At 71.3% G+C, this 16,041-nt stretch carries 11 protein-coding genes; 6 read left to right on the forward strand and 5 right to left on the reverse strand.

From position 1 onward, the window contains the following. Positions 1-39 precede the first annotated feature (39 nt). From JG616_RS12820 to ybaL, 3 genes are all read left to right on the forward strand, one after another. Entirely contained in the window at positions 40-981 is a 942-nt protein-coding gene (locus JG616_RS12820) for a 2OG-Fe(II) oxygenase (RefSeq protein WP_199362738.1), read from the forward strand. Positions 982-1,014: 33 nt separating this feature from the next. Then, a complete protein-coding gene (locus JG616_RS12825) occupies positions 1,015-3,387 on the forward strand; it encodes a TonB-dependent receptor (RefSeq protein ID WP_199392822.1) in 2,373 nt (790 codons plus the stop codon). A 168-nt stretch (positions 3,388-3,555) separates the two neighbouring features. Further along, positions 3,556-5,277, forward strand: a complete 1,722-nt coding sequence (gene ybaL, locus JG616_RS12830; protein ID WP_199392823.1) for a YbaL family putative K(+) efflux transporter — start codon at positions 3,556-3,558, stop codon at positions 5,275-5,277. A gap of 35 nt (positions 5,278-5,312) precedes the next feature. Here the strand turns inward: ybaL and clpB are convergent, their stop codons facing one another. Continuing rightward, positions 5,313-7,892, reverse strand: coding sequence for an ATP-dependent chaperone ClpB (gene clpB / locus JG616_RS12835; RefSeq protein WP_199392824.1), 2,580 nt, complete (start codon positions 7,890-7,892; stop codon positions 5,313-5,315). Between the two features lie 247 nt (positions 7,893-8,139). On the opposite strand from clpB, the gene otsB reads away from it, so the two are divergent. Both otsB and JG616_RS12845 read left to right on the forward strand, forming a co-directional pair. Then, complete coding sequence (gene otsB, locus JG616_RS12840) at positions 8,140-8,898, forward strand: trehalose-phosphatase (protein ID WP_199392825.1); 759 nt, start codon at positions 8,140-8,142, stop codon at positions 8,896-8,898. 11 nt (positions 8,899-8,909) lie between these two features. Then, entirely contained in the window at positions 8,910-10,691 is a 1,782-nt protein-coding gene (locus JG616_RS12845; protein ID WP_199392905.1) for a glycoside hydrolase family 15 protein, read from the forward strand. A gap of 138 nt (positions 10,692-10,829) precedes the next feature. Here JG616_RS12845 and gloA read toward each other — a convergent pair whose 3' ends face one another. The 3 genes from gloA to rluD all read right to left on the reverse strand — a co-directional run bounded on the left by gloA (position 10,830) and on the right by rluD (position 13,340). Then, positions 10,830-11,363, reverse strand: a complete 534-nt coding sequence (gene gloA / locus JG616_RS12850) for a lactoylglutathione lyase (RefSeq protein WP_199362733.1) — start codon at positions 11,361-11,363, stop codon at positions 10,830-10,832. Between the two features lie 148 nt (positions 11,364-11,511). Continuing rightward, a complete protein-coding gene (pgeF, locus tag JG616_RS12855) occupies positions 11,512-12,318 on the reverse strand; it encodes a peptidoglycan editing factor PgeF (RefSeq protein ID WP_343225026.1) in 807 nt (268 codons plus the stop codon). Continuing rightward, positions 12,315-13,340, reverse strand: a complete 1,026-nt coding sequence (gene rluD, locus JG616_RS12860) for a 23S rRNA pseudouridine(1911/1915/1917) synthase RluD (protein ID WP_199362732.1) — start codon at positions 13,338-13,340, stop codon at positions 12,315-12,317. The genes pgeF and rluD overlap by 4 nt, the downstream gene beginning before the upstream one ends. Positions 13,341-13,429: 89 nt before the next feature. Here rluD and JG616_RS12865 point away from each other — a divergent pair, with 89 nt between their 5' ends. Next, positions 13,430-14,284, forward strand: coding sequence for an outer membrane protein assembly factor BamD (locus tag JG616_RS12865; RefSeq protein ID WP_199362731.1), 855 nt, complete (start codon positions 13,430-13,432; stop codon positions 14,282-14,284). A 118-nt stretch (positions 14,285-14,402) separates the two neighbouring features. Here JG616_RS12865 and JG616_RS12870 read toward each other — a convergent pair whose 3' ends face one another. Beyond that, the gene (locus JG616_RS12870; RefSeq protein ID WP_199392826.1) at positions 14,403-16,040 is read right to left on the reverse strand and encodes an NAD+ synthase; all 1,638 of its coding nucleotides are present in this window, start codon (positions 16,038-16,040) and stop codon (positions 14,403-14,405) included. Between the last annotated feature and the right edge of the window lies 1 nt (position 16,041).

A 16,041-nucleotide genomic window follows, 5' to 3' on the forward strand; every position in this document is an offset into this window, starting at 1 on the left:
GGGGCGCGCCACCGGGGCGCGTGGCGGAGGTCCGGACCGATGGCGATGCAGCTCAACGTGCAGGTGGCGGCCTGGCTCCATTCCCAGGTGACCGGCGGGGCCCCGCTGGACCAGGTGCTGCCCGCCCTGCTGCGCCAGGGCTTCGACGAACTGCAGGTGCGGCGGATCTACAACGCGGTGCTGTCGGATCCGGACGGGTTCAAGGCCGGGTTCTCGCGCGTGGCCGCCGGCGAGCCCGGGGTGGCCCACAAGCTGCCCGAGGGGCAGGTCCACGCGCCGATCGCCCCGGCGCCGGCGACCGGCGGCGCTCCCCAGCCCCCGTTCGTCCCGGCGGCCCTGATCCGCACCGGCGGCCACGCCATCGCCTGCGACCATGGCGCGGTCCACGTCGCCTTCCGACTGCAGCGCCCGCACGTGGTGCTGTTCGAGAACGTGCTGACCGCGGACGAGTGCGATGCGCTCATCGCCGAAGCCCAGCCGCGGCTGCGGCGCGCCGGCGTGGTCGACTCCGAACGCGGCGGCAGCAAGATCGACGAGCGCCGCACCAGCGAGCTGGCCGTGGTGCAGCGGGGCGCCTCGCCGCTGGTGACGCGGATCGATGCGCGCATCGCCACCATCACCGGCGTGCCGCTGGCGCAGGGCGAGCCGCTGCAGGTGATGCGCTACGGCGTCGGCGCCGAATACCAGCCGCACTACGACTACTTCGACCTGGGACGGCCGGGACAGGCCGCCAACCTGCGCAATGGCGGCCAGCGCATCGCCAGCCTGGTGGTCTACCTGAACGACGTCGAGGCCGGCGGCGAAACCACCTTTCCCCGCTGCGGCCTGGCCGTCGGGCCGCGCAAGGGCAGCGCGGTGTTCTTCGCCTATACCGACGCCCAGTCGCGCACCGACCCGATGTCCTACCACGCCGGTGCCCCGGTGACCCGCGGCGAGAAGTGGATCGCGACCCGCTGGATGCGCGAGCGCGAGTACGTCTGAGCGATTTTCCCCCGTCCCCCACCGGAGTTCCGCATGTCCCCTCATCCGCTCCGCCTCGCCCTGCTTGCCGCCCTGCTTCCCGCCGCCGTCCAGGCCCAGGACACCCGCCCCGCCACCAGCCTCGACAACGTCATCGTCACCGGCACCCGCGTCAGCGACCGCACCGTGGCCGAATCGCAGTCGCCGATCGACATCATCACCAGCGAGGCCCTGCAGGCCACCGGCACCACCGAGCTCGCCACCGCCCTCGCGCGCGCGCTGCCCTCGCTCAACTTCCCGCGGCCCGCGCTGACCGACGGGACCAGCGCCATCCGCCCGGCCCAGCTGCGCGGGCTGGCGCCCGACCAGGTGCTGGTGCTGGTCAACGGCAAGCGCCGCCACGCCTCGTCGCTGCTCAACCTCAACGGCACGATCGGCCGCGGCTCGGCGCCGGTGGACCTCAACACCATCCCGCTGGCGGCGATCGAACGCGTCGAGGTGCTGCGCGACGGCGCGTCGGCGCAGTACGGTTCCGACGCCATCGCCGGCGTGGTCAACGTGGTGCTGAAGGGCGCGCCGGGCACGGGCAGCGTGTCGGTCCGCCACGGCCGCTATTCGGCCGGCGACGGCGCCCAGACCCAGCTGGCCGGCGATGCCGGGCTGGCGCTGGGCGGCGACCGCGGCTTCCTCCACCTCTCCGCGCAGCTCGACCAGCAGGACCGCACCAACCGCGCGCGGCCGTTCGCCGGAACGCCGGCCGCGACCCAGCCGGCGCTGGGCCAGAAGGCGTTCGTGATCGGCGACCCGGAGGTGGACGCCGGCGCGGCCGCGTTCAACGCCGGCTTCGACATCGGCGACGCGCTTGCGCTGTACGCCTTCGGCTCGATCAGCAACCGCGACATCACCTCGTTCGCGTTCTTCCGCGCGCCGCGCAATCCGACGCAGAACATCCCGTCGATCTACCCGGACGGCTTCCTGCCGGAGATCAACAACGTCTCGCGCGACCGCGCCATCGTCGCCGGCCTGAAGGGCGGCCTTGGCGAGGCCTGGAGCTGGGATCTCGGCTTCAACCACGGCTACAACCACCTCGAGTTCTTCACCCGCAACACGCTCAACGCCAGCATCGGCGCCGATTCGCCGACCGCGTTCTACGACGGCGCGCTGGAGACCACCCAGAACATCGCCAACTTCGACCTCAGCCGGCAGCTCGACTGGGGCCTCGCCTATCCGGCCGCGCTGGCCGTGGGCGTGGAGCTGCGCAACGAGAAGTGGAACCAGTCGCCGGGCGAATACGGCTCGTACGCGCAGCCCGACCTGTCGCGGCCGGGCGGGGCGCAGGGCTTCGGCGGCTTCGCGCCGGAGGTCTCGGGCGCCTACTCGCGCGACAGCCATGCGGTCTACGCCAGCCTCGAGGCCGACGTCAGCGAACAGTTCTCCGCCGGCATCGCCGGACGCTACGAGGACTACGACGACTTCGGCAGCCAGGCCTCGGGCAAGCTCTCCGCGCGGTACGCGTTCACCGATGCGGTCGCCCTGCGCGGCACGGTGTCCAGCGGCTTCCGCGCGCCGTCGCTGGCCCAGCAGTACTTCCAGACCGTGAGCACGGTCTTCCTGGCCGGCATCCCCGACCCGTTCGAGATCCGCACCTTCCCCGCCTCCAGCGCGGTGGCGCAGGCCTTCGGTGCCGAGCCGCTGCAGCCGGAGGAGTCGCTGTCGTACAGCCTCGGCCTGGTGCTGCAACCCGCCGACCGGCTCTACGTCACCGTCGATGCGTACCACATCGAGGTCGACGACCGGATCGCGCTGTCGTCCAACCTCACCGGCAACGCGGTGCGCGCACTGCTGGAGTCGCGCGGCATCTTCGGCGTCAACGGCGGCCGCTATTTCACCAATGCGATCGACACCCGCACGCAGGGCGTCGACGTGGTGGCGAACTACGGCCTGGACCTCGGCGGCGGCAGCCTCGACCTGACCGCCGGCTGGAACTACACGGACACGGAAATCACCCGCATCGCGCCCAATCCCGAAGAGCTCGAGTCGGCCGGACTCGACCTCGAGCGCATCGACCGCACCGAGATCGGCCGCATCGAGGACGGCTTCCCCAACACCAAGCTCCTGCTTTCGGGCACCTGGTCGCTGGCGTCGTGGAACTTCAGCCTGACCGGCACCCGCTACGGCAGCGTCACCACGCGCCAGGCGAATCCGGTGAACGACCAGACCTACGGCGCGAAATGGCTGCTCGACGCCGCGGCGTCGTGGAAGGCCGACCGCTGGACGCTGACCCTGGGCGCGGACAACGTGCTCAACGAATACCCGGACGAGAACATCTTCGCCAACTCGACCAACGGGCAGTTCCCGTACAGCAACCTGTCGCCGTTCGGCTTCAACGGCGCCTTCGTCTACGGCCGCGTCGCGTACGCGTGGTAACCACAGCCCTGTAGGAGCGGCTACAGCCGCGATCGGCCTGGCCGCCATCGCGGCTGTAGCCGCTCCTACAAACCTGCCGGCCGGGGGCGGGCGTAGCCGCTCCTCGACGGCCGCGAGCCGTCCCGCGCGGCGTCCTCTATCCTGTCCTTCCCCCACGCGGAAACGCGGATGCCGCACCACACCGAACTCATCGCGATCCTGACGGTCGGCTTCGTGCTGGCCTATGTCCTGGGGCTGGCGGCGCACCGGCTGCGGCTGTCGCCGCTGGTCGGCTACCTGGTCGCGGGCATCATCGCCGGGCCGTTCACGCCGGGCTTCGTCGGCGACCAGGCGCTGGCGCCGCAGCTCGCCGAGATCGGCGTGATCCTGCTGATGTTCGGCGTCGGCCTGCACTTCTCGATCCGCGACCTGATGGCGGTGAAGCACATCGCGATTCCGGGCGCGGTGGTGCAGATCTCGGTGGCGACCCTGCTCGGCTGGGGCCTGGCCGCGCTGATGGGCTGGCCGACGCTGCAGGGCATCGTCTTCGGCTTCTCGCTGGCGACCGCCAGCACCGTGGTGCTGCTGCGGGCCATGGAGCAGCGCCGCCTGCTCGAAACCACGCGGGGCCGGATCGCGGTGGGCTGGCTGATCGTCGAGGACCTGGCCTGCGTCATCGCCCTGGTGCTGATGCCCGCGGTGGCGAGCGTGTTCGGCAACGCCGCGGGCGAGCCGGTGTCCGCGGCCCGGCTGACGCTCGAGATCGGCAAGACCCTGGTGCAGGTGGCGCTGTTCGTCGCGGTGATGCTGGTGGTCGGGCGGCGGGTCATCCCGTGGATGCTCGAGCGCACCGCGGGCACCGGCTCGCGCGAACTGTTCACGCTGGCGGTGCTGTCGATCGCCCTGGGCATCGCGCTGGGCTCGGCGGAGCTGTTCGGCGTCTCGTTCGCGCTCGGTGCGTTCTTCGCCGGCATGCTGCTCAACGAGTCCGAGCTCAGCCACAAGGCGGCGCAGGATTCGCTGCCGATGCGCGACGCGTTCGCGGTGCTGTTCTTCGTCTCGGTCGGCATGCTGTTCGACCCGGCGATCCTGGTGCGCGAGCCGCTGCTGGTGCTGGCGACCACGCTGATCATCATGTTCGGCAAGTCGGCGGCGGCCTACCTGATCGTGCGCGCCTTCGGCCATCCCAAGTCCACCGCGCTGACCATCTCGGCCAGCCTGGCGCAGATCGGCGAGTTCGCTTTCATCATCGCGGCGCTGGGCGTGACGCTCGGGATCCTGCCGGAAGAGGGCCAGGACCTGGTGCTGGCGGGCGCGCTGATCTCGATCATGCTCAATCCGGTCTCGTTCGCGGTGGTCGACCGCTGGATCGCGCGGCAGGAAGCCTCGGCCAGCGCCGAGGCGAGCGCGGCCAACGACCGCGAGATTGCCGCGGATGCGGCCAGCCACCACCTGCCCGACTCGCTGGCCGGCCACGCCATCGTGGTCGGCTACGGACGGGTGGGCCAGCAGCTGGCCAGCCTGCTGCACGGCCGCGGCGTGCCGCTGGTGGTGGTGGAAGACGATGCCGACCGGGTCGACGCCGCACGCGCCGCCGGCCTGCACGCGGTGCGCGGCAACGTGGCGGCCGAGGCGGTGATGCTGGAAGCGGCGCCGCAGCGCGCGGCGATGGCGGTGTTCGCCATCCCCAACGCGCTGGAGGCCGGCGAGACCATCGCGCGGCTCAAGGCGCTCAACCCGGCGGTCACCGTGCTGGCCCGCGCGCACAGCGAGGCCGAGGTGAAGCACCTGCTCGAGCACGGCGCCGACGGCGCGGTGCTGGCCGAGCGCGAGCTGGCCTACTCCCTGGCCGAGATGGTCATGGCCACTCCCCCCTACCGCCCCCAGCGCCAGCCCGCCGAGCTTCTGTAGGAGCGGCTATAGCCGCTCCTACAAGAGCGGCGCGCTCAGCTGAAGGCGAGCTTCCCGCCCTCGGCGTCCACCCGCACCGTGTCGCCGGAGCCGAACGCGCCGGACAGGATCTTCTGCGCCAGCGGGTTCTCCAGCTGCTGCTGGATCGCCCGCTTCAGCGGGCGGGCGCCATAGACCGGATCGAAGCCGACGTTGCCCAGCAGCTCGAAGGCCGCGTCGCTGACCTCGATGCGGATCCCGCGCTCGCCCAGCCGCTTCTCCAGTCCGCGCATCTGGATCCGCGCAATCTCCCTGATCTGCGCCTTGTCCAGCGCATGGAAGACCACGATGTCGTCCAGCCGGTTGATGAACTCGGGGCGGAAGTGCGACTGCACCACCGCCATCACCCCCGCCTTCATCTGCGTATAGGCCTCGGGCGAATCGTCGCCGTCCAGCTCCTGGATCATCTGGCTGCCGAGGTTGGAGGTCATCACGATCACCGTGTTGCGGAAGTCCACCGTGCGGCCCTGGCCATCGGTCAGCCGCCCATCGTCGAGCACCTGCAGCAGGATGTTGAACACGTCCGGATGCGCCTTCTCGACCTCATCGAGCAGGATCACGCTGTAGGGACGCCGGCGCACGGCCTCGGTCAGGTAGCCGCCCTCTTCGTAGCCGACATAGCCCGGGGGCGCACCGACCAGCCGCGACACCGCGTGCTTCTCCATGAACTCGCTCATGTCGATGCGCACCATGGCGTCGCTGGAGTCGAACAGGAATTCCGCGAGCGCCTTGCACAGCTCGGTCTTGCCGACGCCGGTGGGGCCCAGGAACAGGAATGATCCGCTCGGCCGGTCGGGATCGCTCAGCCCGGCGCGCGAACGGCGCACCGCGTCGGAGACGACCTTCACCGCCTCATGCTGGCCGACCACGCGCGCATGCAGCGCGTCCTCCATCTTCAGCAGCTTGTCGCGTTCGCCTTCCAGCATCTTGCTGACCGGGATGCCGGTCCAGCGCGCGACCACCTCGGCGATCTCCTCGGCGGTGACCTTGTCCTGCAGCAGGGTGAAGCCGGTGGTTTCGGCCTCTTGGGCGGCGCTGAGCTGCTTCTCCAGCAGCGGCATCCGCCCGTACTGGATCTCGCTCATCTTCGCGAAGTCCTGCCGGCGCTGGGCGGCCTCGAGTTCGAGCTTGGCGGCCTCGATCTGCTCCTTGACCCTGGTCGCGCCCTGCACAGTGGCCTTCTCGGCCTTCCACACTTCCTCCAGGTCGTTGTAGGCGCGCTCGAGCCCTTCGATCTCCGCCTCGAGATCTGCCAGGCGCTGCTTCGACTCGGCGTCCTTCTCCTTCTTCAGCGCCTCGCGCTGGATCTTGAGCTGGATCAGGCGGCGCTCCTTGCGGTCGAGCTCCTCGGGCTTGGAGTCGATCTCCATGCGGATGCGGCTGGCCGCCTCGTCCATCAGGTCGATGGCCTTGTCGGGCAGCTTGCGGTCGGCGATGTAGCGGTGCGAGAGCGTGGCCGCGGCCACGATCGCCGGGTCGGTGATCTCGACGCCGTGGTGCACGGCGTACTTTTCCTTCAGCCCGCGCAGGATCGCGATCGTGTCCTCCACGGACGGTTCGCCCACGAACACCTTCTGGAAGCGCCGCTCCAGCGCCGCGTCCTTCTCCACGTACTTGCGGTACTCGTCGAGCGTGGTTGCGCCGATGCAGTGCAGCTCGCCGCGTGCCAGCGCGGGCTTGAGCATGTTGCCGGCGTCCATCGAGCCCTCCGCCTTGCCGGCGCCGACCATGGTGTGCAGCTCGTCGATGAAGAGGATGATCTGGCCCTCGTTCTTGGCCAGGTCGTTGAGCACCGCCTTCAGCCGCTCCTCGAACTCGCCGCGGAACTTGGCGCCGGCGATCAGCGCACCCATGTCGAGCGAGAGCACACGCTTGCCGCGCAGGCCCTCGGGCACCTCGTTGTTGACGATGCGCTGCGCCAGGCCCTCGGCGATCGCGGTCTTGCCGACGCCGGGTTCGCCGATCAGCACCGGGTTGTTCTTGGTGCGCCGCTGCAGCACCTGGATGGTGCGACGGATCTCCTCGTCGCGGCCGATCACCGGATCGAGCTTGCCCGACTCGGCGCGCGCGGTGAGGTCGATGGTGTACTTCTCCAGCGCCTGGCGGGCTTCTTCGGCGCTGGCGTCGTCGACCTTCGCACCGCCGCGCATGGCGTTGATGGCCGCTTCCAGCCGCGACTTGTCGGCGCCGGTCGCCTTCAGCGCGCGGCCGGCATCGCCACCGTCCTCGAGCGCCGCCAGCAGGAAGAGCTCGGAGGCGATGAAGCCGTCGCCGCGCTGCTGGGCGAGCTTGTCGCTGAGGTTGAGCAGGCGCCCCAGGTCGTTGCCGAGCGAGACCTGGCCGGCCTGCCCGGAGACTTTGGGCAGCTTTTCGAGGATCTCGCCCAGCCGCTCGCGCAGCAGGGGCACGTTGACGCCGGCCTGGGCCAGCAGCGGCCCGCTGCCGCCGCCCGGCTGGTCGAGCAGGGCCGCCAGCACGTGCGCCGGCTCGATGAGGTTGTGGTCGCGGCCCACGGCCAGCGACTGCGCGTCGGCCAGCGCCTGCTGGAACCGCGAGGTGAGCTTGTCCATCCGCATGGGGTGACTCCAGGATCGGGGCCGGCCGCGCCGGCAATACCCCAAAGATGCGGTTTCCGCCCGGCGATTCAAGCCGCGCCGCGCGCCCCCTGCGCTCCGCGCGCCCCTGTAGGAGCGGCCATGGCCGCGATGGCCGGAATCCGCCGCCAGACCTGATCGCGGCATGGCCGCTCCGACACGGCCCGGATCGCGGCCATGGCCGCTCCTACAGGGAATGCTCACACGGGGTCGGCCAGACTCGCTGACCATGGCCGTGCCCACCCTGCTTCCACCACCGCCGCCCATCGACGACAGCTGCGCGCTGTTCCTCGACGTCGATGGCACCCTGCTGGACTTCGCGCCGAGGCCCGATGACGTCGAGGTGCCGGACCGCCTGCGCGAGGCCCTGGCGGCCCTGCAGCAGCGCCTCGACGGCGCGGTCGCGCTGGTCAGCGGCCGCTCGCTGGCCATGCTCGACACCCTGCTCGCCCCGCCGCGCCTGCCCGCGTCCGGCCTGCATGGCCTGGAACGGCGGCATGGCCGTCGCCTGCAGCGCGCGCCGCGCGCACCCGCCGCGCTGGACCTGGTGCGCAGCGAAGCCGTGCGCCTGGCTGCGCGCCACCCCGGCGCCGTGGTCGAGGACAAGGGTTCCGCGGTGGCGCTGCACTGGCGCGCGGCCGGCCCGCATGCCGGCGCCGAACTGCAGGCCTTCGCGCGCGCCGCGCTGCCGCGGCTGCCCGGCTACCGGCTGCAGCCGGGCAAGGCGGTGATCGAGCTGCGGCCGGCGGACACGCGTGGCCTGCGGGCCGACAAGGGCGCGGCCATCCTGGCTTTCATGCTGGAAGCGCCATTCGCGGGCCGCCGGCCGGTGTTCGCCGGCGACGACGTGACCGACGAGGCCGGCTTCGCGGCGGTCAATGCCCACGACGGCATCAGCGTCCTGGTGGGTCCGCCGCGCGCGAGCGCCGCCCACTTCGCGCTGTCCGGCACCGCCGACGTGCACGCCTGGATCGGAGTCGCGGCATGAGCGCAAGCGGCATGAACGGAGGAACCAGCCTCGACCTCGGCCTGGTCGGCAACGGCAGCATCGCCGCGCTCATCGACGCGCAGGCGCGCGTGTCCTGGTGCTGCATCCCGGCTTTCGACGGCGACCCGACCTTCTGCGCCCTGCTGTCGCCCAAGGCCGGCGGCGGCGACTACGCCATCGAGCTCGAGGACTTCGCCGGCGCGACCCAGGAGTACGTGAAGAACACCGCGGTGCTGCGCACCGTGCTACGCGACCGCCACGGCGGCGCGGTGGAGATCACCGACCTGGCCCCGCGCTGGCGCCAGCACGGGCGCTTCTACCGGCCGGTGATGCTGGTGCGCCGGCTGCGTCCCCTGTCGGGGCGCCCGCGTATCCGCATCGTGCTGCGTCCCTTGGCGAACTACGGCGCCGACGTGCCGGAGCAGACCTGGGGCAGCAACCATGTGCGCTACCTGCTGCCGGGGTTCACGCTCCGCCTGACCGGCGACGTGCCGGTGCGCCTGCTGCGCGAGTCCCTGCCCTTCGAGCTCGACGGCGACCGCCACCTGGTGCTCGGCCCCGACGAGACCCTGACCGAGCCGGTCGACCGCTTCGTCCGCAACGCCGAGCGCCAGACCGTCGAGTACTGGCGCGACTGGGTGCGCTACCTCTCGATCCCGCTGGAATGGCAGGACGCGGTGATCCGCAGCGCGATCACCCTCAAGCTCTGCCAGTACGAGGAAACCGGCGCGATCGTCGCCGCCATCACCACGTCGATCCCGGAGGCGCCGCACAGCCAGCGCAACTGGGACTACCGCTACTGCTGGCTGCGCGATTCGGCCTTCGTGGTGCGCGCGCTCAACCGCCTCGGCGCCACGCGCACGATGGAGGGCTACCTGCGCTACGTGCTCAACCTCGCCACCGGCGAGGACGGGCTGCAGCCGCTGTACGGCATCGCGTTCGAGAAGGAACTGGAAGAACACGAGGTGCCGGACCTGGCCGGCTACCGCGGCATGGGCCCGGTGCGCCGCGGCAACCTGGCCTGGGTGCAGAAGCAGCACGACGTCTACGGCAGCGTGGTCCTGGCCGCGACCCAGCTGTTCTTCGACCAGCGGCTGGCGCGCCCCGGTGACGTCGACGCCTTCCACCGCCTGGAACCGGTCGGCGAGCAGGCCTGGGAGCTCTACGACCAGCCCGACGCCGGCATCTGGGAATTCCGCGGACGCGCCGAGGTGCATACCTATTCCAGCGTGATGTGCTGGGCGGCCTGCGACCGGCTTGCACGGATCGCGACGCACCTCGGGCTGTCCGAGCGCGGCGCGCACTGGCGCGGGCGCGCCGACACCATGCGCGAGGCGATCCTGGCGCGCGCCTGGGACGCGGAGCTGGGACACTTCGTCGAGTCGGCCGAGGGCCGGCGCCTGGATGCCAGCCTGCTGCTGCTGGCCGAGCTCGGCTTCATCGAGGCCTCGGATCCGCGCTTCGTCGCCACGGTCGAGGCGATCGGCAGCCAGCTGCGACGCGGCACGGGACTGTTCCGCTACATCGCCCCGGACGATTTCGGCTCGCCGGAAACCAGCTTCACCATCTGCAGCTTCTGGTACATCGACGCCCTGGCCGCGATCGGCCGCGTCGACGAGGCCCGCCAGCAGTTCGAAAGCCTGCTGGCACGGCGCAACCACCTCGGCCTGCTGTCGGAGGACATGGCCTTTGAGGACGGGGAAGCCTGGGGCAACTTCCCCCAGACCTATTCCCACGTCGGCATCGTGATCGCCGCGATGCGCCTGTCCCGGCCCTGGACCGACGCGGTCTGACCATCGAGCCCGGGCCGCTCCGCTGCCACCTGTAGGAGCGGGTGCCACCTGTAGGAGCGGCTATAGCCGCGATCAGCCCCATCCGGCGCGATCCGCCGCCCTCGTGCGACGGGACGGCGATCGCGGCTGTAGCCGCTCCTACAGGGTGGGCATGGGGGTGGGCTGGATGACTTCGACCCAGTAGCCGTCGGGGTCCTTGATGAAGGCGATGTCCTTCATGCGACCGTCGGTCAGGCGCTTCTGGAAGGTCACGCCCAGCGCCTCGAAGCGCTCGCAGGCGGCGCGCAGGTCGGGAACGCTCAGGCAGATGTGCCCGAAGCCGCGCGGCTCGGCATTGCCATCGTGGTAGACCGGGCCGTCCTGCGACTCGGTGCCATGGTTGTGGGTCAGCTCCAGCACGCCCTGCAGGCCGGCCACCCAGGCCTTGCGCGCCGCGTCATCGTCGGGAATGTCGGCCGGGTCGACGAGCGCAAGGAAGTACAGCGAGAACGCCGCTTCGGCGAAGTGGCCTTGCCGCACCAGGCTGAAGCCGAGCACGCGGGTGTAGAAGTCCAGCGACGCCTTCGCGTCCTTGACCCGCAGCATGGTGTGGTTGAAGACGAAGCCCTGCGTGGCCGCGTCGCGCGGGGAGACGCCGGGGGTGCTGGACAAGGTGGCAACGGTGTCGGTCATGGTTGCGATCCTCATGGCTGGGGGAGAGGGGAGCTGGCTGAAACGTCGGCTGCCTGTAGGAGCGGCTACAGCCGCGATCGCACTTGCGGAAATGCGATCGCGGCTATGGCCGCTCCTACAGGAGATCGCGGCTATCGCCGCTCCCGCGTCAGCACAGCCAGGCCACGGTCGCCATGCGACCGGTGCGCGCGTCGCGCCGGTGCGAGAAGAAGCGCTTCCCATCCGAGATCGTGCACTGGTCGCCGCCGTGGATGTCGCCCTCCGCGACTCCGGCCGCGCGCAGCCTGCGCCGCGCCAGGGCGTACAGGTCCACGTGCCAGTGGCCGGGGCGGGTCGCGACGAAGGCGGACGCCGCGTCCGGATCGCGGTCGGTGAACGCCACGCGCACCTCCTCGCCGACTTCATAGGCGTCGGGGCCGGCGGCCGGGCCTAGCCACGCGACCAGCCCGCCCGCGGGCGCACGCATCGCATCGATCGTCGCCTCCAGCACGCCGGCGGCGAGCCCGCGCCAGCCGGCATGCGCGACCCCGACCTCGCGGCCATCGCGCGCGGCGAAGACCACCGGCAGGCAGTCCGCGGTCAGGACCGCGAGCACCGCGCCCGCGACCGAAGTCACCGCGGCGTCGGCTTCGGGTTCGGCCTCCATGCGCCGGCGCTCGGCCGTCGCGTCGCCCTCGGGCAGCACGTCGTCCACGCGCAGCACGCCGGTGCCGTGCACCTGGCGCAGCCAGTGCGGCGCCGAAGGCAGCCCGGCGCGCAGGGTGAATTCCGCGCGGTTGGCGGCCACGCAGATCGGATCGTCGCCGGCGTCGCCCCGGGCGTTGCCCAGGTTGAAGCGGTCGAACGGCACCATCGAGGCCCCGGCGCCGTGGCGCAGGGTGGTCAGCGCGCGCACGCCGGGCGGCGCGGGCCAGCCCGCATCCAGCCAGGCGCTGCGCGAGTGCCCGGTGATCACCGCCGCACCCCGGCACCGGTCACGGCATGCGCCGCGGAATCGGCGCGCAGCTCGCGCATCAGCACCTGCATGTCGGCCGGCAGCGGCGCCTCGCAGCGCACGGTCTCGCCGGTCGAGGGATGCACGAACTCGAGCACTTGGGCGTGCAGGGCCTGGCGCTTGAAGCCGCGCAGGGCGGTGACCAGCGCGTCGGAGGCCCCGCGCGGCAGCTTCACCGGGCCGCCGTACAGCGGGTCGCCGACGATCGGATAGCGCAGGTGGGTCATGTGCACGCGGATCTGGTGCGTGCGCCCGGTCTCCAGCCGGCACTCCAGCGCCGTGTGCGCACGGAAACGCTCCTGCAGGCGGTAGTGGGTCTTGGCCTCGCGGCCGTCGTCGCGCACGGCCATGCGCAGGCGGTCGCGCGGGTGGCGGTCGATCGGCGCATCCACGGTGCCGCCGGAAACCAGGGCGCCGACGACGATCGCCAGGTACTGCCGGTGGACCTCGCGCGCCGACAGCTGGGCCACCAGGGCGGCCTGGGCCTGCAGGGTGCGAGCCACGACCATCACCCCGGAGGTGTCCTTGTCGAGCCGGTGCACGATGCCCGCGCGCGGGATCGCGGCCAGCGCCGGGTCGCGGAACAGCAGCGCGTTGACCAGGGTGCCGGTGTGGTTGCCGGCGCCGGGATGCACCACCAGGCCGGCGGGCTTGTCGATGACCAGGACCTCGGCGTCCTCGTAGAGCACCGACAGCGGGATGTCCTCGGGGCCGGCGCTGACCTGGGGCTCGAGGGTCGCGGTCAGCATCACCTCCTGCCCGCCGCGCACCGCTTCGCGTGGGCGCACGGTCGCACCGTCCAGCAGCACGTCCCCGGATTTCACCCAGGTCGCCAGCCGCGAGCGGGAGTACTCGGGGAACAGCTCGGCCAGCACGGCGTCGAACCGGCGGCCGGCCATGGCGTCGGGCACCCGGGCCGTACGGGGGGCGTCGGGGGCGGCGTCCGCCGCATCGGGGGCGTCGGCGTCGTGGTCGTCGGTCATGGCGGGGTCCGGTTCAGGCGTGGCCCGCTGGTGGCGCGGGGCTGGCTGCTATTATCCCCGCTCCACGCCATCCCCGTCCCGGACGCACCATGACCCGAAGCACCACCCTGTTCCGCCGCGCCCTGCTGCTCGTGCTGCTGGCAGCGCTCGCGACGTCCGGCTGCGCGCGGCTGAAGGGCGCCCTGAAGGACGAGGATGCCAACGAGGGCGTGGCGGTCGAGACGCTCTACGACCGCGGCCACACGCTGATGCGCCGCGGCAACTGGAGCGGCGCGACCACGGTCTACCGGCGCCTGGTGGCGCAGTACCCGTACGGCGCGCAGACCGAGCAGGCGCTGATGGAGACGGCCTACGCGCAGTACAAGATGGGCCGCCACGACGACGCGGTGTCGACCATCGACCGCTTCATCCGCACCTATCCGACGCATCGCCACGTGCCCTACATGTACTACCTGCGCGGCCTGGTGAACTCGTCGCGCGACACCGTCTTCCTGCAGCGCGCCTGGAACCTCGACGCCAGCCGCCGCGACCTGGCCACCCCGATGCAGGGCTACAACGACCTGCGCACCGTGGTCGAGCGCTACCCCAACAGCCGCTACGCCGCCGACGCCGCCAACCGGATGGTCGCGCTGCGCAACATGTTCGCCCGCCACGAGATCGAGACCGCGCTCTATTACATGCGTCGCGATGCCTGGGTCGGCGCCACCGAGCGCGCCCGCTACCTGCTGGAGACCTATCCGCAGAGCGAGTACCAGAACGACGCGGTGGCCGTGCTGGCCGCGGCCTACACCGAGCTCGGCAACGAGACCCTGGCGGCGGACGCCCGCCGCGTGCTGCAGCTCAACGAGCCCGACCACCCGTACCTCACGGGCAAGTGGCCGGACTACCCGTGGACGATCCGCAAGCTCAACCCCTTCGCGCCCGAGAAGACCGCGATCCAGTAAGCCGGACGGCCACGCTGCCCCCGCGCCCCTGTAGGAGCGGCTACAGCCGCGATCCACGTTCCGGGATACCGAGACGATCCATCGCGGCTATAGCCGCTCCTACAGGGCGGTGGCTACCTCAATGCGGGTAGCGGTTGCTGATCGGGTAGCGCCGCTCGCGACCAAACGCGCGGCGGGAGATCTTCGGGCCGGGAGCCGCCTGCTGGCGCTTCCACTCGCTGTTGCGTACCAGCTTCACCACCCGGTCCACGACCGCGGCGTCGAAGCCGGCCGCGCGCACCTCCTCGCTCGACTGCTCCTGGTCGACGAAGCGCAGCAGGATCGCGTCCAGCACGTCGTAGGGCGGCAGTGAATCCTGGTCGAGCTGGTTGGCGCGCAGCTCGGCCGAAGGCGGGCGGGCGATGACCACGGGCGGGATCACCGGCGCGCCGCCGACCGTGTTGCGCCACTTCGCCAGGCCGTAGACCTCCGTCTTGTACAGGTCCTTGATCGGCGCATAGGCGCCGGCCATGTCGCCGTAGATCGTCGCGTAGCCGACCGCGTACTCGCTCTTGTTGCCGGTGGTCAGCACCAGCCCGCCGAGCTTGTTCGACAGCGCCATCAGGATCACGCCGCGCGCGCGCGACTGCAGGTTCTCCTCGGTGACGTCGACCTCGCGGCCTTCAAAGGCCTCGCCCAGGCTGGCCAGCAGGCCGTCGAACGCCGGCTCGATCGGCACCGTCATCATCTCCACGCCCAGCGCGCGGCACTGTTCGGCGGCCAGGTCGTTGCTGAGGTTCGCCGTGTAGCGCGACGGCATGCGCACCGCGGTGACGTTTTCGGCGCCCAGCGCCTCGACCGCCATCGCCAGCACGATCGACGAATCGATCCCGCCGGACAGCCCCAGCCAGGCGCGGCGGAAGCCGTTCTTGCCGAAGTAGTCGCGGATCCCGCGCACCACCGCGCGCCAGGCCAGCGCGTCCATGCTTTCGTCGCCGTCGTCCATCCAGACCACTGGCGTGAACGCGCGGCGCTCCGGGGCGTAGTCGACCACCAGCCACTGGTCGGTGAAGGCCGCCGCGGCCGGGTGCACCGTGCCGTCGCCGTCGGCCACCACCGACGAGCCGTCGAACACCAGCGCGTCCTGGCCGCCGACGACGTTGAGGTAGGCCAGCGCGGCGCCGGTGTCGCGCGTGTGCGCGGCGATCATCGCGTCGCGCTGGGCGTGCTTGCCCCGCTCGAAGGGCGAGGCGTTGGGCACCAGCACCAGCTGCGCGCCCTGCGCCACCGTGTCGGCGATGGGTTCGGCGAACCAGAGGTCCTCGCAGACGAGCAGACCGACCGGCACGCCCTTGACGTCGAACACGCAGGAGCCGCCGTGGCGATCGACGTGGAAGTAGCGGCGCTCGTCGAAGATGTTGTAGTTGGGCAGCTCGCGCTTGCGGTAGGTGTGGGCGATGCGGCCGTCGCGCAGCACGCTCGCCGAGTTGTAGAGGCTGCTGCCGGACGATTCCGGCCAGCCGACGACGGCGACGATGCCCGTGGCCGCATCCGCGATGGTCCGCAGCGCCTGCTCGCAGTCGGCCAGGAAGGCCGGCCGCATCAGCAGGTCCTCCGGCGGATAGCCGCTGACGGCCAGCTCCGGGAACACCACGATGTCGGCGCCGTACTCGTCGCGCGCCTCGCCGATCATGGCCGCGATGCGCGTCGTGTTGCCGGTGATGTCGCCCACGGGGAAATCGAACTGGGCGAGGGCGATGCGGAGCGGTTCGGTCATG

It is taken from the genome of Luteimonas sp. MC1895 (assembly GCF_016457215.1).
Lineage (GTDB): Bacteria > Pseudomonadota > Gammaproteobacteria > Xanthomonadales > Xanthomonadaceae > Luteimonas.